Consider the following 23,607-nt stretch of genomic DNA (forward strand, 5'->3'; position numbering starts at 1 on the left):
AAAAATTTACAGGGCCGCGGTCGCCGCACTCAGCGCACGGCCGAAGATCTCGGCGACGCGATCGATTTCAGCGGCGGTGATCACCAGCGGCGGCAGGAAACGCACCACCGCACCATGACGGCCGCCCAATTCCAGGATCAGCCCGCGCTTGAGGCACTCGCGCTGTACCAGCGGCGCCAGACGTGCGAAGACCGGTGGGTGGCCCAATGCATCCGGCGTACCGTCCGGATCAACCAGCTCGACGCCGAGCATCAGGCCTCGACCGCGAATATCGCCCAGTTGCGGGAAGTCACGTTGCAGGATGTGCAGATGCTCGCTCAGGCGTTCGCCCATGGCGGCGGCGTGATCGCAGACCTTGTGCTCGACCAGGTAACGCATCACCGCGCAACCGGCGGCCATCGCCATCTGGTTGCCACGGAAGGTACCGGCGTGGGCGCCGGGCTGCCAGGTATCGAGCCAGTCGCGATAGACCACCACCGCCAGCGGCAGGCTGCCGCCGATGGCTTTGGACAGCACCACCACGTCCGGGATGATGTCGGCGTGCTCGAAGGCAAACATCTTGCCGGTACGGGCAAAACCGCTCTGGATCTCGTCGACGATCAGTGCAACGCCGGCCTTTTCGGTGATGCGGCGCAGACCGCGCAGCCACTCGATGTCGGCCGGAATCACACCGCCCTCACCCTGCACCGCCTCGACGATCACCGCCGCCGGCAATTGCACACCGGCCTCGGGATCATTGAGCAGGTTTTCCAGGTAACTCAGGTTGGCCTTCACGCCCGCCGCGCCGCCGAGGCCGAACGGGCAACGGTAGTCGTACGGGAACGGCATGAATTGCACGCCATTGCTGAGCAGCGCGCCCAACGGTTTTTTCGGTCCCAGGCTGCCCATCAGGCTCAACGCGCCCTGGCTCATGCCGTGGTAACCGCCGGAGAACGACAGCACGGTGCTGCGCCCGGTGGCGGTGCGCACCAGTTTCAGCGCGGCTTCCACGGCGTCGGTGCCGGTCGGGCCGCAGAACTGGATCTTCGCCTGGGAAGCCAGCGCTGGGGGCAACAGGCCGAACAGGTCCTGAACGAATTGATCCTTCACCGGCGTGGTCAGGTCCAGGGTATGCAGCGGCAGCTCATCGGCCAGCACCTGCTGGATCGCCTCGATCACCACCGGGTGGTTGTGCCCCAAGGCCAGTGTGCCGGCACCGGCGAGGCAATCGATGAACGTGCGCCCTTCAACGTCCTCGACATACAGACCCTTGGCACGTTTGAGCGCCAGGGGAATGCGCCTCGGGTAGCTGCGGGCATTGGACTCCTGCTGGCTCTGACGGGCCAGCAACGGCGATTCACTGAACTGATACAGCGTTTCAGCCGGCGCGGAGGCGATCCGGGCCGACGACTCTTCGATAAGGCTGGTGGCGACTGACATCTCTCGACCCCTCAATACGCTATGGATAGTGACCAAAACTGCACACCGCACAGGTGCGCGTTCCGGTCGCGGGGCGCACATGCAGGTTTTCCTGTTCTGGAAACGCACCAGCCGCTCGAGGATTTACACCCTTGAGCCAGTTGTCATGCCGACAGCGGCAGCGACTTGTGCATCGGCAGGCTGCGCATGCCGTGGCGGATGAACGGCGGCGCCGACTCGCGGTAGCCCAGACGCCGATAAAAAGCCTCTCCGGTGCGGGTACTTCTGAGCATCGAGCGGTCGCTGCCGCGGGTCCGCAGCCAGCCTTCGAGATCCGCCATCAATGCTCGGCCGGCGCCACGGCGAAACCACTCCGGCTGCACATGACACAGCGTGACATCGCCATCGACAGTGGCCATGCCGACGCCGACCGGTTTGTCCTGCAACAGGGCAATGTTCAGATAATGCTGCGGATCGGCGAGCCAGGCGCTGATGTGTTCCTGAGATTGCTGGCGAATCCAGGCCTCGACGAGGAGTGGGTCATTTCGATGATCGAGCGCGCAGCCGACGCGGATCGAACGCTCGACGATACGGCTGATGATGCCGGCATCGGCCGCAGAGGCCGGGCAAATGTAGATGGGTGCATCCATGGCGCAGTTCCCTCAGTCCATTGAGTCAAAGGCCGGGCGACAATAGCGTTGCGACCGGCCGATGACCAATGCAGAGAGGTTACATTTGATGTGCCGGGCTCAGGCCGGTTGCAGCGGCATGGTCAGCTCGACCCGCAAACCGTCCGGGCGGCTGTCGAAATGCAGGGTGCAGGCACAGCGCTGGACAATCGCCTGGACAATCGCGAGTCCGAGCCCGCAACCGGTGCTCTGACCGTTGCGCCAAAAACGTTGGGTCAGGTGTTGCAGATCATCCGGGGCGATCCCCGGCCCATGATCGCGGACCACGAAACGCACGCGATTGGCGGTGGTTTCCAGGCTCAGGTCCACCGCGCCATCCGTCGGCGTGTGACGCAAAGCGTTATCCAGCAGGTTGCGCAGAGCCGCGATCGACAGCACCGCCGGCATTTGCAGGGGCGCAGCGGACAAGTGTTCAGGCAGGTGCAGCCTGATGCGCTGGCGCTGGTCGCCGGCCGAGTCCTGAATCGCCAGTTTCGCGACCTGCTCGGCACTGCACTGCACGCCGTCGTCGAACGACAGACTGCCCTCGACCCGCGCCAGCAACAACAATTGCTCCAGGGTCCGGTGCAGGCGGTCGGCGCCCTCCTCGGCCCGGGCCAGAGACTGGTCGCGGGCACTGCCATCGGTCATCCGCGCCACTTGCAGGTGGGTCTTGATCGCCGTCAGCGGACTGCGCAGTTCATGGGCCGCGTCACCGGTCAGGCGACGTTCGCGCTCGATGGTTTTGCCGATGCGCTGGAACAGTTGGTTCTGGGTTTCAAGCAGTGGTTTCAGCTCGCTGGGGAATGACTGCAACTGCAACGGTTCGAGCGAATCGGCGTTGCGGCGCATCAAGGCTTCGCGCAAGCGATTGAGTGGCGCCAGCCCCTGGCCGATCCCCAGCCACAGCAGGCACAGGCAGCCGAGCAGCGCCACCCCCACCGGCACCGAGGCCGCCAGCAGGATCGACATGTTCAGGGCTTCGCGCTCGATCACCCGGTCGGCGGTGGTGATGCGCACATCGCCACGGGCCAGGGTGAACGTGCGCCATGGCGCGCCATCGATCATCTGGTCGTGGAAGCCCATTTTCTGCGCCTCTAGTGCCTGTTCCGGGTTGTTGTGGCTGCGGGCGAGGATTTCGCCACGCAGCGAACTGACCTGACAGGCCATACCGCCGGGAATGTTCAGTTGTTCTGCACTGAAGTGCGTTCCGTCGCCCTTGCTCGGTATCGCCGGCAACTGCTCCAGCAGCCCGGCAACCATCCGCGCCGACGCCACCAGCCGCTGGTCGAGGGAAAACATCATCTGATTGCGCAGGTCGCTGAGCATCCAGGCAGCCGCCAGGGCCCAGATCAGCGCGAACGCGGCGCCGAGGGTCAGGCTCAGGCGCAGGCGCAGACTCATCACTTGTCAGGTTCTCCACCATCGGCCGGGCCCAGGCGATAACCGAGACCACGCACGGTTTCGACGATGCCTTTGCCGAGTTTGCTGCGCAGGTGATGGATGTGCACGTTGAGCGCGTTGCTTTCCAGTTCATCGCTGAAACCGTAGACGCTGTCCTTCAATTGCTCGGTGGACAGCACCCGACCACGGTTGTGCAGCAGGGCTTGCAGCAGGGACTGTTCGCGGCGGGACAGGTCCACCGAACGGCCCGCAAGAGTGGTTTCGCGACTGCTCGGATCGTAGGTCAGCGCGCCGTGCTCGATCAGGTTGACGCTACGCCCGGCCACCCGGCGCAACAGGGTTTGCAGACGGGCGAACAGTTCCCGCAAATCGAAAGGCTTGAGCAGGTAATCATCAGCGCCGGACTGCAAACCGTCGACCCGGTCAGTCACCGAGTCCCGCGCGGTAAGGATCAGTACAGGAATTTCCAGACCTTGCTGGCGCAGTTGCTGCAACAGTTTGAGGCCATCTTCATCCGGCAGACCGAGGTCGAGCACCATCACGTCGAATTCGGCGACCTTGAGGATCGCCCGGGCCTTGGAGGCCGTATTGACGTGTTCGACCGTCAAGCCCTGGGCCGTCAGCCCGGCGACGATGCCGCTGGCGATCAACTCATCGTCTTCGCAAACCAGTACGTGCATGGTGAGTCCCGTAGAAAAATGCCGATTAGGCGGTTGGCCGATTAAGCTGACATTATGCCCCGAACGCCACAGCGACAAGGGTGCCGCGGTTAATCATCGGTTAATCGCCGCCGCCCATTGTGCTCATCACTTGCACAGGGACAAGGCTCCTCCATGCGTCATATTTTTTTGTTGTTAGCATTTTTGATTTCGGGTCTGGCCCAGGCAGGGAACGATCCTTTTTCGACAAAACCGGAATTTCTCCCGGTCGACAAGGCCTTCGTCCTGACGTCCGAACGTCTGGATTCCGGCGAAACCCAACTGTTCTGGCAGATCACCGACGGTTACTACCTGTATCAGAAACGCCTGAAATTCGATGGACTGGCGGCGGAGAATGCCCCGACCCTGCCCGAAGGCGAATCCCACAGTGACGAGTATTTCGGCGAGCAACCGGTCTATCGCCAGGGTCTTGAACTGAAAATCCCGGCAGCAGCCAAAGGCCAGATCAAGGTCAGTTATCAGGGCTGCGCCGATGCCGGCCTGTGCTATCCACCGCAGACCCGTGTGATCGACCTCGGAGGCAAAGCGGCCGCTGCGGTGGCGGATGAGGCACAGGATCAAGCGCTGGCCAGCGGCCTGCAACAACACACACTGGGGTGGAGTTTGCTGGTGTTCTTCGGGCTCGGCCTGCTCCTGGCTTTTGCGCCGTGCTCGTTGCCGATGTTGCCGATTCTGGCCGGCATGGTGGTCGGCAGCGGTGCCACGCCGCGTCGCGGTTTCGCGCTCGCCAGCAGTTACGTGATCTGTATGGCACTGGTCTATGCATCGATGGGCGTGATCGCGGCGCTGCTGGGGGCGAACCTGCAGGCGTGGTTGCAGAATCCGTGGCTGCTGGGTGCTTTCGCGGCCATCTTCGTGATCCTGGCACTGCCGATGTTCGGCTTTTTCGAACTGCAACTGCCGGTGGCCCTGCGTGACCGGCTGGAGCATGCCTCGCGCAGTCGCAGCGGCGGCAGCCTGATCGGTGCAGGTGTTCTGGGGGCCCTGTCGGGCCTGTTGGTCGGCCCGTGCATGACCGCGCCGCTGGCCGGTGCTCTGCTCTACATCGCGCAAAGCGGCAATGCGTTGCACGGTGGGCTGATTCTGTTTGCTCTGGGGATTGGCATCGGCGTGCCCCTGCTGTTGCTGGTGACCGTCGGCAATCGCTTCCTGCCAAAACCCGGCGCGTGGATGAACCTGCTCAAAGGTGTATTCGGCTTCCTGTTCCTGGGTACGGCGGTGCTGATGTTGCGGCCGGTGCTGGATCCTTCGCTGTGGCTCGCGCTGTGCGGGGCCCTGTTGCTGATTGCGGCATATTGCGCCTGGAAACAGTCCGAAGGCTTCGGCCGGGTCGCACAGTTGTTTGGAGCCAGTTCGCTGTTGCTGGGCATATGGGGCAGCTTGCTGCTGGTGGGCGCGGCGGGCGGTGGCGACGATCCGTATCAGCCGCTGCAGATCTACAGCGCCGGGCGCACCGGTGCCGCGATACCGGACGGCCACGAGGCGTTCACCACGATCAAGGACCCCGCGGCCCTGCAACGTGAACTCGATACCGCCAAGGCCCAGGGCCAGTGGGTGCTCATCGACTATTACGCCGACTGGTGTGTGTCTTGCAAAATCATGGAAAAACAGGTGTTCGGCCAGGCGCGAGTCATGCAGGCCTTGAACGACGTGCGTCTGCTGCGGCTCGACGTCACCGCCGACAATGCCGCCAGCCGCGAACTGCTCGGCCGCTACAAAGTGCCGGGGCCACCGAGTTTTGTGTGGATCGGTGCCGACGGTGAAGAGCGCCGCAGCCAGCGCATCACCGGCGAGGTCGATGCCGACACCTTCCTGCAACGCTGGACCACCACCCGAGATGCCCGTTAATGCTGACTTTCACCCTCGGCACCTTTGCCATCGCGCTTAACCACCTGCTGCTGATCAGTGCCCTGGCGCTGGCGACGTTCGTCGGCTGGCGGGTGGCCAAACGCGGCGGCGATAATCCCGAGTCGGCGCTGTTCAGCCTGTTCCTGCTGGGCATGCTCGCGGCGCGCATTGCGTTTGTCGCTGTGTACTGGGGCCACTATCGCAACGATCTCTGGCAGATCATCGATCTGCGCGACGGCGGTTTCCTCGCCTGGCCGGGGGTGATCGTGCTCTTGCTGGCGGCGCTGTATCGCGGCTGGCGCCGGCCGGGCTTGCGTCGACCGCTGGGTTTCGGTGTGGTCAGCGGTGTGGCGTTCTGGGTGATGGCGACCCTGTCGCTGAACATCTACGAGCAAGGCACGCGCCTGCCGGACATCACCTTGCGCAACGCCGCCGGGGAAACCGTGAAACTCACCGATTATCAGGGCGGACCGCTGGTGATCAACCTGTGGGCCACCTGGTGCCCGCCGTGCCGCCGGGAAATGCCGGTGCTGGAGAACGCCCAGCAACAACGCCCGGACCTGACGTTCCTGTTCGTCAACCAGGCCGAAAGCATGCAAAGCGTCGCCACGTTTCTCGAAACCCAGGGCCTGAGCCTGAACAACGTGCTGTTCGACCGCAGCGGACGCCTCGGCCAGGCCGTGGGCTCCATGGCCCTGCCGACTACCCTGTTCTATAGCCCGGACGGTCGTCTGCTGGGCAGCCATCTGGGCGAGTTGTCGAACGCCAGCCTGGCCCGCGCCCTGGAAAGCTTCGACACCCCGGCCTCCAGCCCGAATCCGGCCACCACTTCTTCAAGGAAACTGCCATGCCCCGCCTCCGCCACCTGCTGACGCTGTCTCTGGGCGCCGCCCTGCTGCACTTGCCGTCGGTCCAGGCCGCTGAAGAACTGCCTGAAGCGATCAAGAAGATCGAAGCCAAGGGCGCCAGGATCGTCGGTCAGTTCGACGCGCCCGACGGCCTGCGTGGTTACGCCGCGCAATACCAGAACCGCGGGATGGCGCTGTACCTGACGCCGGACGGCAAGCACGTGCTGCTGGGCAACCTGTACGACGCCGACGGCAACGACCTGAGCAGCGCGCCGCTGCAAAAACTGGTCTATGCACCGATGGCCAAGGAAGTCTGGGCCAAGTTCGAGGCGAGCAACTGGATTCAGGACGGCAACAAGGATGCCCCGCGCACCGTGTACCTGTTCAGCGACCCGAACTGCCCGTACTGCAACATGTTCTGGGAACAGGCCCGCCCCTGGGTCAAGGCCGGCAAGGTGCAGTTGCGGCACATCATGGTCGGCATCATCCGCGAAGACAGCCCGGCCAAATCCGCTGCGCTGCTGGCTGCCAAAGACCCGGCCAAGGCCCTTGAAGATCACGAGAAGGCCGGCAAGGCCAGCACACTCAAGGCCTTGAAAAACATTCCGGCCGCCGTGCAGACCAAACTTGCAGCGAACATGCAGTTGATGGAAGACCTGGAATTGCAGGCCACCCCGGCGATCTTCTACATGGACGACAAGGGTGAACTGCAACAACAGCAAGGCGCGCCGACGCCGGACAAACTGGCGAAGATTCTCGGCCCGAAATAATGAAAAAAGCCCACTCTCAGGAGCGGGCATTGATTGTGGCTCGAACAATCAACCGCACTTTATGAAGTGGTCGAGAAAGCTATAGTCCTCGCATGTCACTTTCATGGACTTGATGCGTGTTTGCGGTGGCGCCACAAAGTCGATCAATTGATGCAAGGCGCCGCCCTGGTTCAGGCCGTGGTAATCCTTGCTTCCCAGGGATACACCACTGACATCAAAGTATTCGACGGTGCCTTTAAGATGCAGGTGGGCCCAAGTGAACGAAATTCGATCGTAGTCCGCCTTGAATTCAAACTGAATCTGTTGAGGCGGCGATGTGTTGGCCGAGTTGATACACATGCCAAAAGAGAGTTCTTCAATGAACCCGATAGTGTTGTAGCCAAAACGCATGATGCCTGCCGATCCCGCCCCGTCCAGCAGCGTGATCGACATGGTGGGCAAGGTGAAAGTGTAATTGTCAGCGGCGCTGACAAGTTTTATTTCGTGATTATCAAAATTTTCCTCATGAACATAGCGCTGCTTCTGCACCGTTACTCGAGTGATGGGTGATGGCCGATCGATACCCTCCCGCGAGACGATGTAGCTCGCGTCAACCGTTTTACCTTCACTGGCAGCCACTGCCGATGCACTCACGGTGACTGTAACCTCGCCTGATGAATTGCCATCTATCGCTTTCAGTTCAGGTGACCCCTCGCCCGCAGTGCCACGCCACAACGGCATGATACTGTCGGTAGGGCGCATGTCCTTGTACTTGATGACCATCATCGCCTCGTCCAGGACCAGTTCCGGATTCAGCACCTGATGCTGTGTCTGTTTGACAGTCGGTGCCAGTAAATCGGTGTCGGATTGCAGCAAAAGTGCTGTCCAGCGCGGAAATTCATGCGCGGTGCCAATATCCGGATTGTTGTCGAACGTGACAAACACATGTAGCGTCAGTGCCGATTTATCGTCAAGCTGAGTCAAAAAGTTTCGATCAATAGTCAATTCCAGACCGTTGCTCACCTGCTCGGATGTCACTTCCAGCGCCTTGACCAATTCAAGCGTTTCGTGGGTTGGATAATTGCGCTGTCCGACAACGTTGATCCAGATGAGCTGCCCCGGCGCGATGAACAACCAAGGTAAAAGCCGAACACGCGCGTTGCCTGAAAACCTGCGCATGTCCAGAAATTCAGTACCTTCGGTCTTGACGACATCGGGTAACTGCGGTTTCGGCAACTCCTCGGGAGAAATTTGTTCTACCGTCAGCTCAAGTGTATGGGAAAGCTGCACTTCTTCATTCAAGCTTGCCTCGTACCAGATTTTCACGGTTTGACCGACAGACTTACCGATAACCGACGCAGGGATCAAAACCTCAGCGGGAAGCGAAGCCTCCTTCGACTGAGTGGTAAATTTCTCGATATGGCCGGACCTTGCCCAGAAGAGCCCGACACTATGTTCCGTAGTGAGCCCTGGAAAAACGATTTTTACGGTTGTACCGCCCAGAACCTTGGCAGGTTGTAATGTTGAGTTGTGCGAAGCATCAGATACCAATGGAACCGGAAGCTCAGGAACATTTGCTGATTGGCTGGACATGACGACTCTCCTGTCGGCGATCACACGATTCAGCCCACAATGGGCAAAACCATTTAATGCCTGCTCAAGAAGAGCGCGCTACTGTCAGAGTTGACAGTAGCGCGGGACGCAGAAAGGTGATTCAGTCGACGGAAGGGTTCTGTTCAGACAAAAAGGTAAACAACACCTCCGTCACAAACCCGGGATTCTCCAGATTGGAGATATGCCCCGCTTCCGGCACCAGCACACACGAACAGCCAATCAACTCAGCCATTTCCCGTGCTTCCGACGGCGGGCGTGGCTTGTCCTGGTCGCCGCAGACCACCAGTGTGGTCGCCGCATTCAGCTCTCCCAGACGCGGCAACAGGTCATCACGGCCAAAGGTGATGCGCCCCATCGGCACGATGCTCTCGCGCAGGCGTTCAGCTGAATAGCCGGCGAGTTTTGCGCGGAAATCCTGATACAGCGCCGACTCTTTATCGATGCCCGGGCGGAAGAAAATCGGCACCACGATATCCAGCAGTGGCTCGGAGATCCCGCCGCTTTCCTCGATCTGTTTGAACAGCGAGAAGTAGTACTGGCGAGTCGGCTCCGGCTCGACGCCGACGTAAGTGTCCATCAGCACCAGACCGTTGAGCCGCTGCGGCGCCGACAACGCCAGGCGCACGCCCCACATGCCGCCGACCGACAGCCCGACCAGCGTCACCCGGTCGATGTCCAGATGATCGAGCAAGGCCAGCGCCTGGCGTGCGATGTCATCCAGTGATGTGGTGCCTTCAGGCAAACGCCCCGATTCACCATGGCCCCAGAGGTCCAGCGCAATCACCCGATAGTGAGGCGACAGCGCTGCGATCTGCGGCGCCCACATCGCCTGGTCCCACAGGTAGCTGCCGGCCAGCAATACCGCCGGGCCCGTGCCTTGATCAATGTAGTGAAGCGCCTGTCCGTCAACCGTGAAAAAAGGCATCGATAACCCCCGTGGCAAAGAAACTGGAGCCCGAAGACTGAGCGGACCGGCCTCGGCCGTCAATGATATGAAAGGATTACAAAGCCCGATCTGCGACAACGGCCACAACGAAACGCAGGTTTCTATAGCCATTGTCGCAGGCTGTGCTTTACAGCCCTTCCAGCGCCGCCATCAGGTCATTGAGCCGATCCACCTTCTCCTCGGTAATGTCACTGGCCGCCAGCCCTTCGATGTATTCGGCCAGTTCCTCCACCGTGCTGCACTCGAACATGGCGCGCAGCGGCACGTCCCGTTGCAGGGCTTTCTGCACCCGCGAAGCGATCTGCGTGGCGAGCAGCGAATGGCCGCCAAGTTCGAAGAAGTTGTCGCGTACCCCGACCTTCTCGACCTTCAGCACCTCGGCCCAGATATCGGCCAGGGTCTGCTCCAGATCGCTGCGCGGTGCCAGGTAATCCTGGCTCTGCAACTGGCCGATTTCCAGCGCCGGCAGGGCCTTGCGGTCGAGTTTGCCGTTGGCGTTGAGCGGCAACCGGTCGAGCCACAACCAGTGCAGCGGCACCATGTATTCCGGCAGTTCGGCGCGCAGGCGCTGCTTGATCCGCTCCAGGCGTTCGCTCTGATTCAGTGCGCAATCTGCGGCCACAAGGTAGCCGACCAGATGCTTACCGTTCACGCCCTCCTGCACACCCACCGCGCCGTCGCGAACTTCCGGTTGCTCATGCAGGCGCGCCTCGATTTCCCCCAGCTCGATCCGGTATCCGCGAATCTTCACCTGATGGTCGACCCGACCGACGTACTCCAGCACGCCGTCACTGCGGCGGCGCGCCAGGTCACCGGTGCGGTACAGCCGCTCACCCGGCGCTCCGAACGGATTCGGCACGAACACCGGCGCAGTGCGCAGCGGATCGCTGACATATCCACGACCGACCCCGGTACCGGCGACGCACAACTCACCCACCGCACCCAACGGCACCAGATCCAGTGCGCCATCGAGCAGGTACAGCAAGTTGTTGTCGGTCGGCGTACCGATCGGCAGGTAGCTGCCGCGAGTCGAGGCCATGTCGACGCGGAAGAACGCCACGTCGTCCGAGCACTCCGCCGGGCCATAGGCGTTGACCAGACCAATCTCCGGATAACGCAACAGCCACTGATGCGCCAGCTCCGGTGGCATTGCTTCACCGGTCGGCAACATCCAGCGCAGGCCGTCCAGGCTCAAGCGATCCGAAGCGAGCATGCCCTGAATCAGCGACGGCACACTTTCCAGCACGGTGATGCCCTGCTGCTGAACATGCACCAGTAAGCCTTGCGGATCGTGGGCGATGGTGTTCGGCACGATGTCTACCCGCGCCCCGAACAGCGGCGCGGCGAGGAACTGCCAGACCGAAATGTCGAAGCTTTGCGAAGCGGTCTGGGCAATCACATCGGCGTCGCTCAGGTTCAGGTACGGCACCTTGCTCAACTGGTTGTTGAGCATGCCGCGCTGCTCGACCATCACGCCTTTCGGCAATCCGGTGGAGCCCGAGGTGTAAATCACGTAGGCCAGGTTGTCCGGGCCGCTGAAGAGGCCCGGATTCGCCGACGAAACCGCGCCGGCCTGAACCTCTTCCCACACCAGCAGACGTGGGCGGTTGGCGCAGCTGAACTCATCCAGCAAGGTCGTCGCCTGTTCACGGCAAGCCTCGGTGCACACCAGCACTGGCGTGCGACTGAGTTCGATGATGCGTTGCAGACGCTGGCTCGGCAGACCCGGATCCAGCGGCAGGTAACCGGCACCGGCCTTGAAGCTGCCGATGATCATGCCCAGCAGATCCAGGTTACGTTCACCCAACAGCGCCACCGGTTGATCCATCTGCACCCCGGCCGCGACCAGTGCATGGCCGAGACGGTTGGCGTTCTGGTTCAGCTCGGCATAGCTCAGTTGCTGATCGAGGCAACTGGCGGCGGTGCGTTGCGGATGTTGCGCGACCCGCGCTTCGAACAACTCGACGTAGCTTTGTTCCAGCGGATAGTCGTGCTCGCTCTGGTTGCAGCCGTGGAGCAGGAAGTCCTGTTCCTCATGGCCCAGCAGCGGCAGGTCAGCCATGTCGCCATGGAAGCCGTCGACCAGCGCCAGCAACAGACGCTTGAACTCGCCGAGCATGCGTTCGATGGTCGACTCGTCGAAATAACGCTGGTCGTAAGACAGATGCAGACCCAGGTCGTCGCCCGGATAGCAAACGGCGGTCAGCGGGAAGTTGGTGTGGGTACGGCCCGAGTCCGAGGTCGCGTTGAGGCTCTGCGCACGGTCCAGTACCGAGACTTCTACCGGGGCGTTTTCGAACACGAACAGGCTGTCGAACAGCGGCTGGCCTTTCGGCAGTTCGCTTTGTTCCTGGATGTTCACCAGCGGCAGGTATTCGTACTCGCGCAATTGCATGTTGCTGTCGAGCAGACCGCTCAACCACTGACGCACGCTGGCGCGCTGGTCGTCCGCCGGGATCTGCACCCGCAGCGCGATGCTGTTGATGAACAGTCCGACGGTGCATTGCATCTCCGGCATCTCCACCGGACGCCCGGCCACGGTCACGCCGAACAGCACGTCGCGATCACCGCTCATGCGGCGCAGCACCAGCGCCCAAGCCGCCTGGGCGAAGGTGTTGATGGTCAGCTGATGAGCCTGAGCCAGTTCGCGCAGACGAGCGCCGTCCTCGACTTTGAGTCGGGTGTAGCGGTCGCCAACGATCATGCCGCCGCTTTCGCCGGCGTGTTCACGCAGGAACGGACGGTCGCTCGGGATCGGCGTGGTGCGCTCGAAGCCTTGCAGGTTCTGCTGCCACCACTGCCGCGCTTCGGCCAGGCTCTGGCGTTGCAGCCAGCCGATGTAATCGCGGTAGCGCGGCGGCACTGCCAGTTGCGCTTGGCGACCTTCGCCCAGCGCGGTGTAGATCTCGAAGAAGTCGTTCATCAGCAGCGAACGGCACCAGGCATCGATCAGGATGTGGTGGTTGCTCATCATGAACCAGTAGCGCGCCGCGCCGACCTTGATCAGGCGCAGGTGGAACGGTGCCTGATTGAGCAGATCGAACCCGGCTTCGCGCTCGGCCTTGAGCAGCGCTTGCAGTTTCGGTTCCTGCTCCACGTCAGCAATGGCGCTCCAGTCCAGGTACTCGATCGGCGTGCGACCCGGAGTGTGGATCACTTGCAACATGTCTTCGCCGACGTTCCAGCAGAACGATGCACGCAACGCTTCGTGACGAGCGACCACCGCCTGCCACGCCTGGGCGAAACGCTCGGGGTCGAGTTCGCTGTTGATGCGGTAGCGATCCTGCATGTAGTACAGACCGGTGCCCGGTTCTAGCAAGGTGTGCAGCAGCATGCCTTCCTGCATCGGCGTCAGCGGGTACACGTCTTCGATGTGCGCCGCCGGCACCGGCAGTGCGTCAAGTTGAGCCTGGGTCAGTTTCGCCAGCGGGAAGTCCGACGGCGTCAGGCCACCGGCCTCGTCCTGCAGGCAATGTTCGATCAGGCTCTGCAACTCGCCGACGTAGGCATCGGCCAGCTCGTTGATGGTCTGCGCGTCGTAGCGTTCGGCGCTGAACGTCCAGCGCAGCAGCAGCTCACCGCCATACACCTGACTGTCGACGCTCAACTCGTTCGGCAACGGTGCGTGTGGATCGTGGGCCGCGCCGACCGATTCATCCAGCGGACGGAACAGCGCGTCGCTGCCGAAGCTCTGGTCGAACTGGCCGAGGTAGTTGAAGGTGATCGGCGCGTTCGGCAACGCCGCCATGCTCTGACGACTGACGTCATCGGCGAGATAACGCAGCACGCCGTAACCCAGACCTTTGTGCGGCACGGCACGCAGTTGTTCCTTGATCGCCTTGATCGAAGCGCCCTGCCCGGCCGCTTCTTCGATGTTGTGCGGGGTCAGGCGCAACGGATAAGCGCTGGTGAACCAGCCGACGGTGCGGGTCAGGTCGATCTCGTCGAACAGGGTTTCGCGGCCGTGGCCTTCCAGTTGAATCAGCGCCGATGGCTGCCCGCTCCAGCGGCACAGCACGCGGGCCAGCGCGGTCAGCAACAGGTCGTTGACCTGCGTGCGGTAGGCGCTCGGTGCCTGTTGCAATAGCTGCTTGGTGCGCTCGGCATCCAGACGCACGCTGACGGTTTGCGCGTGACGATTCTCGCGACCGCCCTCGGGACGTTCGCACGGCAAATCGGCGTTCGGACCGGCCAGTTGCGCCTGCCACCAGCTCAGTTCTTCACGCAGGGATTCGCTGCCGGCGTAAGCCTGCAAGCGCGCCGACCAGTCCTTGAAGGCGCTGGTTTTCGCCGGCAGTTTCACCGACTGATCGGCGTCGAGTTGGTGATACACAGTTTGCAGATCGTCGAGCAGAACGCGCCACGACACACCGTCGACCACCAGGTGATGAATCGCAATGAACAGCCGTTGCTGAGCGTCCAGCCCCTCGACCAGCACTGCGCGCAGCAGCGGGCCCTGGGTGAGGTCGAGACTGCGCTGAGCATCGGCGAACAGCTCGGTGCACTTGTCCATCGACGGCACGCGGACTTGCCACAGTACGGCGGCATCGTTCACCGGTTGATGGGTTGCCTGCCATGCGCCGTTGACCTCGCTGAAGCGCAGACGCAGGGCGTCATGCTGCTCGATTACCGCCAACAGCGCTTGCTCCAGACGATGCGGTTCCAGCGCAACCGTCGGCTCCAGCAGCAACGCTTGGTTCCAGTGCTGACGCTCGGGAATTTCGGTGTCGAAGAACCAGTGCTGGATCGGCGTCAGACGCGATTCGCCAGTCACCAGACCTTGCTCGGCGGTCACGGTTTCACTGCGGCTGGCGACAGCCGCCAACGTCTGCACGGTCTGGTGCTGGAACAGGTCGCGAGGGCTGAAGTGAATGCCCTGCTGCCGTGCCCGGCTGACCACTTGAATCGACAGGATCGAGTCGCCGCCCAGTTCGAAGAAATTGTCGTTCAGACCGACCTGCTCGACGTTGAGCACTTCGCACCAGATCTGCGCCAGGGTCTGCTCCAGCTCGTTGCTTGGCGCCACGTAATCCTGACGGTTGAGCTCCGGGTCCGGTGCCGGCAAGGCGCGGCGATCGAGTTTGCCGTTGGCGGTCAGCGGCATGCTCGCCAGCAGAATCAGATGCGTCGGCACCATGTAGTCCGGCAGTTGCGTCTTCAGGTGCGCCTTCAGGGCTTCGCGCAGTTCGGCTTGCTCGGCTTCGCTTCGCGAAGCGACCTCGGTCACGAGATAGCCGACCAGTTGCTTGCCACTCGGTGCCTCCAGCGCCAGCACCACCGCTTCGCGGATCGAGTCGTGATCGAGCAGGCGCGTTTCGATCTCGCCCAGTTCGATCCGGAAACCACGGATCTTCACCTGATGGTCGATCCGCCCCAGATACTCCACCAGACCGTCGGCGCGCTGGCGCACCAGGTCGCCGGTGCGGTACATGCGCCCGCCATTGGCGGCAAACGGGTCGGCGACAAAACGCTCGGCGCTGATGCCCGCACGGTCGTGATAACCCTGGGCCAGGCCGGCGCCGCCGACGAACAATTCACCGGTCGCGCCTTGCGGCACCAACGCCAGATCGGCGTCGAGAATGTAGGCCACGCGATCACCGATCACACTGCCGATCGGCACGCTGCCGGCGCCCTCTTCCAGCACTTCTGGCGCGAGACTGGCGAGCGGCATGACCACGGTTTCGGTCGGGCCGTAGGCGTTGAAGAACAGGCTCGGCTTGAATACTGCACGAATCCGTTGCAGGTGTTCGCCGGTCAGCGCTTCGCCGCCGGTGATGATCATCCGCACAGGGAGGATGTCGTTTTGCGTGGCGAGGAACTGCGCCAACTGGCTGCCGTAACTCGGGGTGAAGCCGAGAATATTGATCCGGTGTTCGCGGATCAGGCCGCAGATTTCTTCCGCGTCCCACTGACCTTGCGCACGCAGCACCACCTGCGCGCCGCTGAGCAGCGGCACCAGCAGACGCTCGGTGGCGGCGTCGAAGTTGATCGAATAGAAGTGCAGTTCGCAGTCGTCCGGGCGCATGCCGAAACGCTCGATCACCGCCTGGCAGTGCATGGCGATTTCACCGTGGGACACCACCACGCCTTTCGGCTTGCCGGTGGAACCCGAGGTGTAAATCAGGTACGCCTGATGCTGCGGCAGGCTGATGAACGGAAGTTCGGTAGCCGGGTAATCGGCCAGCGCGGCGCTGTCATCTTCCAGGCACCAGCGCGCCACGTTCGGCGGCAATTCACCGAGGGCCTTGAACATCGCCCGGTCACTGAGTAACAGGCCGACGCCGCTGTCTTCGATCATGTAATGCAAACGGTCGAGCGGGTATTCCGGATCCAGCGGCACATAGGCGCCGCCGGCCTTGAGGATCGCCAGCAGGCCGACGACCATTTCCAGCGAACGCTCCAGCGCCAGACCGACCCGCACTTGCGGGCCGACGCCACGCTCACGCAGGGCCCAGGCCAGACGATTGGCACGGGCGTCGAGTTCGGCGTAGCTCAGGGTTCGCCCGGCGAAGGTCAGGGCCGGCGCATCTTTGCGCGCCAGCGCCTGTTCGGCGAACAGGTGATGGATGCACTGGTCGAGACGATGCTCGCCCGGCTCGACGCCAAGGCTGTCGAGCAACTGTTGTTGCTCAGGTGCATCGAGCAATGGCAATTCGCTGAGGCGCTGCTGCGGGTCGGCGATCAGCGCTTCCAGCAGGTTGCGCCAGTGCCTGGCCATGCGTGCAATCGTCGGTTCGTCGAACAGGTCGGTGCTGTAAGTCAGGCAGCAACCGAGGCGATGGTCGAGGTCGGTGACTTCCAGGTTGAGGTCGAACTTGGTCGCCCGCGCATCGTTGGCCAGGTACTCGACAGTCATGCCGGCGAGCATGCGGCTCTGCTGGAATTCCCAGCGCTGCACGTTGCACATCACCTGGAACAACGGGTTGTAGGCGGCGCTGCGCGGTGGCTGCAACGCCTCTACCAGATGGTCGAACGGCAGGTCCTGATGGGACTGACCTTCGATCACGGTATGGCGCACTTGCTCGAACAATTCGCCGACCGACATCTGGCCGTCGAGCTGGCAACGCAGCACTTGAGTGTTGAGGAACGCACCGATCAGCCCTTCGCTTTCCGGGCGGATACGGTTGGCGACCGGCGCGCCGATGCGCAGGTCGGTCTGGCCGCTGTAGCGGTAAAGCAGGGTCGCGAGTGCGGCGGTCATGGTCATGAACAGGGTCAGGCCGTTCTGCGCGTTGAATGTCCGGACGCGGGCAGCGAGGTCGTCGTTGAGGTCAAAACGGAACAGCTCGCCCCGGTGACTTTGCACCGGCGGACGCGGACGGTCGCCCGGCAGTTCCAGCAGTGGATGTACGCGGCCCAGTTGCGCGGTCCAGTAGTCGAGCTGACGCTGACGCTCGCCGGACTCCAGCCAGTTGCGCTGCCACACGCTGTAGTCGAGGTACTGCACCGGCAGCGGTTCCAGCGGCGATTCGCGGTCATCGACGAACGCTTCATACAGCCCGCTGAGTTCCCGGGCGAAGATGTCCATCGCCCAGCCTTCGGTGACGATGTGGTGCAGGGTCAGGACGAAGTAATGCTCGTGCTCGGCGGTCTTGACCAGGCAGGCGCGCAGCAGCGGGCCGGTCTCCAGATCGAACGGCAGGTGCGCTTCGTCGTCGGCCAGTTGCTGGACTTTCTGTTCGCGCACATCGGCGGCGAGTGTCGAGAAATCCTTCCAGTCCATGCGCACGCCGGTCTCGGCATGCACCTGCTGACGGGCCACGCCGTCGATGCTCGGGAACGTGGTGCGCAGGGTTTCGTGGCGCAGGATCAGCGCTTGCAGCGCCGCTTCGAAACGCTCGACATGCAAGACGCCACGCAGCCGCGCCATGCCGCCGACGTTGTACGCAGGGCTGTCCGGCTCCATCTGCCAGAGGAACCACATGCGCTGTTGGGAATAGGAGAGCGGCACCGGTTTGCTGCGATCAACCTTGGCGATCGGCGGCTGTTTGTTGGTACGGCCGCTGGCCTGGATCTGGCGGATCTGTTCGGCGAAATCACCCAGTTCGCTGTGTTCGAACAAGGCACGCAGCGGCAATTCGACGTCGCAGGCCTGACGGGTGCGGGAAATGATCTGCGTGGCCAGCAGCGAGTGACCGCCGAGGGCGAAGAAGTCGTCGCGCAGTCCGACCTGTTTCAGGCCCAGCACTTCGCGCCAGATCGCGGCGATCTGTTGTTCCAGCTCGGTGACCGGCTCGACGTGTTCGCGCACCTGCCATTGCGGCTCGGGCAAGGCGCGGCGGTCGAGTTTGCCGCTCGGGCTCAGGGGCATTTCGTCCAGACGCATCAGTTGTGCCGGGACCATGTATTCCGGCAGTTCGGCGGCCAGTGCGGTTTTCAGGCGAGCGATTTGCGCGTCCTGATCTTCATTGGCGTCCGCGGCTGTGAAGTAGCCGATCAGTTGCGGGCCGGCGACGGTTTCACGCACCAGCACGGCGGCCTGGGCCACACCATCCTGAACGAGCAGACGGGCTTCGATTTCTTCCGGTTCGACGCGGAAGCCGCGCAGTTTGACCTGCTGATCGAGACGGCCGAGGTATTCGATCACGCCATCGTGGGTCCAGCGTGCGCGGTCACCGGTGCGGTATAGGCGTGCGCCCTGCTCGCCCAGCGGATCGACCACGAAACGCTCGGCGGTCAGCGCCGGGCGACCGAGGTAACCACGGGCCAGACCGATGCCGCTGATGCACAGTTCACCCGGCACACCGGACGGCACTGGATTGAGATCGCTGTCGAGCACGCGGCAGACCACGTTGCCCAGCGGACGGCCAATCGGCGAACGCTCGCCATCGGCCACACTGCAATGCCAATGGGTGACGTTGATCGCGGTTTCGGTCGGGCCATAACGGTTGTGCAGTTGCACCGCCGGCAGTTGCGCCAGCACGCGGTTGCGCAATTCCGCCGGCAGCGCTTCACCGCCGGAGAATACGCGACGCAGGCTGGTGCATTCGGCGCTCAACGGTTCATCGATGAACAGCGAAAGCAGCGGCGGCACGAAGTGCAGCGTGGTCACGCCGTACTGTTGAACCAGCTGCGCAATGCGATGCGGATCGCGGTGTTCGCCGGAGCCGGCGATCAGCAGGCGCGCGCCGGTGATCAGCGGCCAGAAGCATTCCCACACCGACACATCAAAACTGATCGGCGCCTTTTGCATCAGCACGTCGGTATGGTCCAGACGATACGTGTTCTGCATCCATTGCAGCCGTTCGGCCAGCGCCGCGTGAGTGTTGCCCACGCCTTTCGGCTGGCCGGTGGAACCGGAGGTGTAAATCACGTAGGCGAGGTTGTCGCCGTGCAGGTGCAGGCCCGGCGCCTGGCTCGGCCAGTTTTCCAGGTGCAGGGTGTCCATGGCGATCATGCTGACGCCTTCCCTGGCCGGCAAGCGGTCGAGCAATGCAGTCTGGGTCAGCAGCAGTTCGACACCGCTGTCGCTGAGCATGTAGGCCAGGCGCTCGGCCGGGTAATCCGGGTCCAGCGGCACGTAGGCGCCACCAGCCTTGATGATCGCCAGCAGACCGATCAACAGTTGCGGCGAACGCTCGGCGGCGATCGCCACGCAGACGTCCGGGCCGACGCCTTTGTCGCGCAGGTAATGGGCGAGACGGTTGGCCTGGGCGTGCAGTTCAGCGAAGTCGAGGCTGCCGCCGTCCCACACCAGCGCGGTGCGATCAGGCGTCTGACGCGCTTGATCATTCAGCAGCTCCGGCAGCCATTGTTGCGCCGGGGTGCACGGGGCGACGCTCCACGCGTCTTGCTGAGAATATTCGCCGCCGGTCAGCAGCGGCAGGTCACCGATGGCCTGCTCCGGGCGTTCGCAGACAGCACGCAACAGGTTGCTGAAATGTTCGGCAAGGCGCTCGATGGTCGTCGCGTCGAACAGTTCATCGGCATAGTCGAACGACAGGCTCAGGCGACCATTACGGTCTTCTTCGCTGTGCAATTGCAGATCGAACTTGGCCTCGCGGCTGTGCCACGGCAGTTCTTCGGCGAGCAGGCCCGGCAGACGTTTGAGCGCACTCAGGTCGCGTTGCTGATGGTTGAACATGACCTGAAACAGACCTTGTTCGCGGGCCTGCGGGAAGGCTTCGAGCAGTTGTTCGAACGGCAGGTCCTGATTCGCCTGAGCATCAAGCGCAGCCTGACGGGTTTGCGCCAGCAGTTCGGTGAACGGCAGTCGCGAATCGACGTCGGCGCGCAGCACCTGGGTGTTGATGAAGAAGCCGATCAGGCCTTGGGTTTCCAGACGCGGACGGTTGGCGTTGGGTACGCCGATGCGGATGTCGCGTTGGCCGCTGTAGCGATGCAAAAGACTCTGGAACGCCGAGAGCAACAACATGAACGGCGTGGATTGATGGGCCTGGGCAGTCTGGCGGATTGCATCGCTGAGGCTGGTCCCCAGTCGAACGCTGTGGCGTGCAGCGCTGTGAATCTGTTTGGCAGAACGCGGATGGTCAGTCGCCAGTTCCAGCGTTGGATGCTCATCACCCAACTGCGCTTTCCAGTACGCCAGTTGTCGCCCGCCCTCGCCTTGCGCCAGCCATTGGCGCTGCCAGCTGCCGTAATCGGCGTATTGGGTCGGCAGCGGCGCCAGCTCGACACGCTGGCCTTGGGAAGCGGCGGCGTACAGACGCGAGAACTCGTCGATCAGCACATTCAGCGACCAGCCGTCGGCGATGATGTGGTGCATCGTCACCAGCAGTTGGTGATCTTCGTCGTCGAAGCGAACCAGCGTCACCCGCAGCAGCGGGCCTTTCTCCAGATCGAACCGGGTGCGGGCTTCGTCTTCGCGGATCTGTTGTGCGCGGGCTTCACGTTCGCTGGCCGGCAGGCCGCTGATGTCAATCAGTTGCAGGTTGAACTCGCCCGCCGCTTCGACCTGTTGCAGGGCCACACCGTCGCGTTCGAAGAAGCGCGTGCGCAGGGATTCGTGGCGCTCGATCAGTTGTTGGAAACTGGCGCGCAGGGCATCCTCGTCCAGTTCGCCACGCAGGCGCAGGGCGCCGGGAATGTTGTAGGCGCTGCTTTGCGGATCGAGCTGCCAGGTGATCCACAGACGGTTTTGCGCAAGGGATTGCGGCAGTGCTTCGTTGCGCGACAACGCAGTGATTTCCCCCTGGGCGCTGCCGCCGTCCTGTTGCTGCTGCGCCACGGCAACGGCGAAAGCGGACAGGGTCGGCGCTTCGAACAACATGCGCAGGTTCAGCTCCAGGCTCAGCTCTTCGCGAACCTTGGCGATCACTTGGGTGGCGGCGATTGAGTTACCGCCGAGCAGGAAGAAGTGATCGTCGGCGTTGACTTGCTGGACGTTCAGTTGCTCAGCCCAGATTTTGCCGATCAGCGTTTCCAGTTCGGAGGCGGACGCGGTCGACTCATGAGCGGTTTCAGCAGTGCCTGATGGGAATACGGCGTAGCTGTCGAGGCTGCCGTCCGCCAGGCGATTGCGGCAGGCCGAACGTTGCAGCTTGCCGCTGGAAGTCTTCGGCAGCGCGCCCGGGTTCAGCAGCACCACCACGCTCGGTGCTTCCTGATACGTCTCGGCCACGGCCTGGCGAATGGCTTTGATCAGCGCTTCGGGCGGGAGGATTTTCTGCACGCTGCGGCTGATTTCCGCCGCGATGCCGATACCTTCTTCGCCATTCTGATTGACCGCGAATGCTGCGACACGGCCCTTGCGCACCACCTCCACTTCGTTCTCGACCGTCTTCTCGATGTCCTGCGGATAGAGGTTGTGACCGCGCACGATCAGCATGTCTTTCAGGCGACCGGTGATGAACAGTTCGCCGCCGCGAATGAAGCCCAGGTCACCGGTACGCAGCCAGGTCTGGCCGGCGTGCTGGACGAAGGTCTTGGCAGTCGCCTCGGGGTTGCGCCAGTAGCCGAGGGCGATACTCGGGCCGGTTGCCCAGACTTCGCCGACGGCGTTGTCGGCCAGCGCTTCAAGCGTGCTCGGCTCAACGATCAGCACCGCATGATCGGGCTGGCTGATGCCACAACTCATGATCGGGCTGCCCTCGCCCGCTTCGGCGCGGTTCTGCGCGAGAGCCTGATCGTCGACGCGCAATGCAGGAATCCCTGTGCCGCGCGGTGTGCCGGCGACGAACAGGGTCGCTTCGGCCAGACCGTAGGACGCCATGAAGCTGTCTTCGCTGAAACCGCACGCGGTGAATTTCTCGGCGAAGCGTTCGAGGGTGTCGAGACGGATGGGTTCGGAACCCGAATAGGCGACGCGCCAGCGACTCAGGTCGAGGCGTTCCAGCGCCGATTCGCTGACCCGTTCGCTGCACAGTCGATAGGCAAAGTCAGGTCCGCCGCTGATGGTGCCGCCGTATTGGCTGATCGCTTCGAGCCAGCGCAACGGCCGGCCGAGGAAGTATGCCGGCGACATCAGGATGCACGGTACGCCGCTGAAGATCGGTTGCAGCAGACCGCCGATCAGGCCCATGTCGTGGTACAGCGGCAGCCAGCTGACGATCACGTCGTCCGGGTTCACGTCGATGCCGAAACCGTGGCGAATCAGCAGTTCATTGGCCACCAGATTACCGTGGCTGACCTGCACGCCTTTGGGCAGCGCGGTGGAGCCGGAGGTGTATTGCAGGAAAGCGATGTGGTCTTGCGGCAAGGTCGGCTCGACCCAACGCTCGGCCAGCGCGTTTTCGAGGGTGTCGACGCACAACAGCGGCGGCGCGCCTTCGATTTGCTGCAAGGCATCGCGCAGGCCGGCGCTGGTCAGCAGCAGACGCGGTTCGGCGTCGGCGATGATCGACAGCAGGCGCTCCTGATGGTGACGCTTGGCCGATTCCGGCGGATAGGCCGGCACCGCGATCACACCCGCGTACAGGCAACCGAAGAACGCCGCGACGTAATCCGGGCCGCTGGGAAACAGCAGCACCGCGCGATCACCGAATCCGGCCTCGGCCTGCAACGCCGCGGCGATGGTGCGGGCGCGCTGATCGAGTTCGCGATAACTGAGCACCACAGCCTGCTCCTCGGTTTCGGCGAGAAAGCGCAAGGCCAGCCGATCCGGCGTCAGGGCCGCGCGGCGCTGAAGGGCTTGGACCAGGGTGCTGGGGAGTTCGAACGCGTCGGTCATGAGGTTTCCTGCCTGAATTCGGCTTGCTGGTGGAATCGGGTTGGCTGCGGCATGCCCGTGCAAGGCATGCGGGACACGGTCTTCGCCGACCGTGCAAGGCATTGGAATGCGGTAGGTCCGGGGCTGCGTACCCGGATCCATTCACCAATGAGAACGGATGACGTCTTGAAATAATTAGTCGGCGGGCAGGATCGCCAATGGGGCTGGGCGCGTGGACGAGTGCGGCGGCGTGTCGCAGTTCTCAGTTCGCACCGTTATGGATCATTAGTTCTCTTTCTCAATTG

The 23,607-nt window shown here is 62.8% G+C and carries 10 protein-coding genes; 3 read left to right on the top strand and 7 right to left on the bottom strand.

The features are described from left to right. Nucleotides 1-6 precede the first annotated feature (6 nt). The 4 genes from C6Y56_RS19570 to C6Y56_RS19585 form a co-directional block, all read right to left on the bottom strand. Nucleotides 7-1,419 (bottom strand): aspartate aminotransferase family protein, encoded by a 1,413-nt coding sequence (locus C6Y56_RS19570; RefSeq protein ID WP_169431273.1) that lies wholly within the window; start codon nucleotides 1,417-1,419, stop codon nucleotides 7-9. Nucleotides 1,420-1,562: 143 nt separating this feature from the next. Further along, nucleotides 1,563-2,048: a GNAT family N-acetyltransferase gene (locus C6Y56_RS19575; RefSeq protein WP_169431274.1), complete on the bottom strand. Its 486-nt coding sequence runs from the start codon at nucleotides 2,046-2,048 to the stop codon at nucleotides 1,563-1,565. 99 nt (nucleotides 2,049-2,147) lie between these two features. Continuing rightward, on the bottom strand, nucleotides 2,148-3,470 hold the full coding sequence (locus tag C6Y56_RS19580) for an ATP-binding protein (RefSeq protein ID WP_169431275.1): 1,323 nt from the start codon (nucleotides 3,468-3,470) through the stop codon (nucleotides 2,148-2,150). Further along, entirely contained in the window at nucleotides 3,470-4,150 is a 681-nt protein-coding gene (locus tag C6Y56_RS19585; RefSeq protein ID WP_114884486.1) for a response regulator, read from the bottom strand. The genes C6Y56_RS19580 and C6Y56_RS19585 overlap by 1 nt, the downstream gene beginning before the upstream one ends. Nucleotides 4,151-4,303: 153 nt before the next feature. Here C6Y56_RS19585 and dsbD point away from each other — a divergent pair, with 153 nt between their 5' ends. The 3 genes from dsbD to dsbG are packed head-to-tail and all read left to right on the top strand — an operon-like array spanning nucleotide 4,304 to nucleotide 7,655. Beyond that, nucleotides 4,304-6,037: a protein-disulfide reductase DsbD gene (gene dsbD / locus C6Y56_RS19590; RefSeq protein ID WP_169431276.1), complete on the top strand. Its 1,734-nt coding sequence runs from the start codon at nucleotides 4,304-4,306 to the stop codon at nucleotides 6,035-6,037. Then, on the top strand, nucleotides 6,037-6,909 hold the full coding sequence (locus tag C6Y56_RS19595; RefSeq protein WP_169431277.1) for a TlpA disulfide reductase family protein: 873 nt from the start codon (nucleotides 6,037-6,039) through the stop codon (nucleotides 6,907-6,909). Before dsbD ends, C6Y56_RS19595 begins: the two co-directional genes overlap by 1 nt. After that, on the top strand, nucleotides 6,885-7,655 hold the full coding sequence (dsbG, locus tag C6Y56_RS19600) for a thiol:disulfide interchange protein DsbG (RefSeq protein WP_169431278.1): 771 nt from the start codon (nucleotides 6,885-6,887) through the stop codon (nucleotides 7,653-7,655). The genes C6Y56_RS19595 and dsbG overlap by 25 nt, the downstream gene beginning before the upstream one ends. A gap of 48 nt (nucleotides 7,656-7,703) precedes the next feature. Here dsbG and C6Y56_RS19605 read toward each other — a convergent pair whose 3' ends face one another. The 3 genes from C6Y56_RS19605 to C6Y56_RS19615 form a co-directional block, all read right to left on the bottom strand. Further along, nucleotides 7,704-9,227, bottom strand: a complete 1,524-nt coding sequence (locus C6Y56_RS19605) for a hypothetical protein (RefSeq protein WP_169431279.1) — start codon at nucleotides 9,225-9,227, stop codon at nucleotides 7,704-7,706. Nucleotides 9,228-9,348: 121 nt separating this feature from the next. Continuing rightward, on the bottom strand, nucleotides 9,349-10,173 hold the full coding sequence (locus C6Y56_RS19610; protein ID WP_169431280.1) for an alpha/beta fold hydrolase: 825 nt from the start codon (nucleotides 10,171-10,173) through the stop codon (nucleotides 9,349-9,351). A 148-nt stretch (nucleotides 10,174-10,321) separates the two neighbouring features. Beyond that, complete coding sequence (locus C6Y56_RS19615; protein ID WP_169431281.1) at nucleotides 10,322-23,323, bottom strand: non-ribosomal peptide synthetase; 13,002 nt, start codon at nucleotides 23,321-23,323, stop codon at nucleotides 10,322-10,324. Nucleotides 23,324-23,607: the final 284 nt, after the last annotated feature.

The organism is Pseudomonas fluorescens (assembly GCF_012974785.1).
Classification (GTDB): Bacteria; Pseudomonadota; Gammaproteobacteria; order Pseudomonadales; family Pseudomonadaceae; genus Aquipseudomonas; species Aquipseudomonas fluorescens_BT.

Bases quoted from the DNA above. Each gene is read 5' to 3' on its own strand.
- C6Y56_RS19570 (WP_169431273.1), bottom strand. From the start codon at position 1,419: ATGTCAGTCGCCACCAGCCTTATCGAAGAGTCGTCGGCCCGGATCGCC.
- C6Y56_RS19575 (WP_169431274.1), bottom strand. From the start codon at position 2,048: ATGGATGCACCCATCTACATTTGCCCGGCCTCTGCGGCCGATGCCGGC.
- C6Y56_RS19580 (WP_169431275.1), bottom strand. From the start codon at position 3,470: ATGAGTCTGCGCCTGCGCCTGAGCCTGACCCTCGGCGCCGCGTTCGCG.
- C6Y56_RS19585 (WP_114884486.1), bottom strand. From the start codon at position 4,150: ATGCACGTACTGGTTTGCGAAGACGATGAGTTGATCGCCAGCGGCATC.
- dsbD (WP_169431276.1), top strand. From the start codon at position 4,304: ATGCGTCATATTTTTTTGTTGTTAGCATTTTTGATTTCGGGTCTGGCC.
- C6Y56_RS19595 (WP_169431277.1), top strand. From the start codon at position 6,037: ATGCTGACTTTCACCCTCGGCACCTTTGCCATCGCGCTTAACCACCTG.
- dsbG (WP_169431278.1), top strand. From the start codon at position 6,885: ATGCCCCGCCTCCGCCACCTGCTGACGCTGTCTCTGGGCGCCGCCCTG.
- C6Y56_RS19605 (WP_169431279.1), bottom strand. From the start codon at position 9,227: ATGTCCAGCCAATCAGCAAATGTTCCTGAGCTTCCGGTTCCATTGGTA.
- C6Y56_RS19610 (WP_169431280.1), bottom strand. From the start codon at position 10,173: ATGCCTTTTTTCACGGTTGACGGACAGGCGCTTCACTACATTGATCAA.
- C6Y56_RS19615 (WP_169431281.1), bottom strand. From the start codon at position 23,323: ATGACCGACGCGTTCGAACTCCCCAGCACCCTGGTCCAAGCCCTTCAG.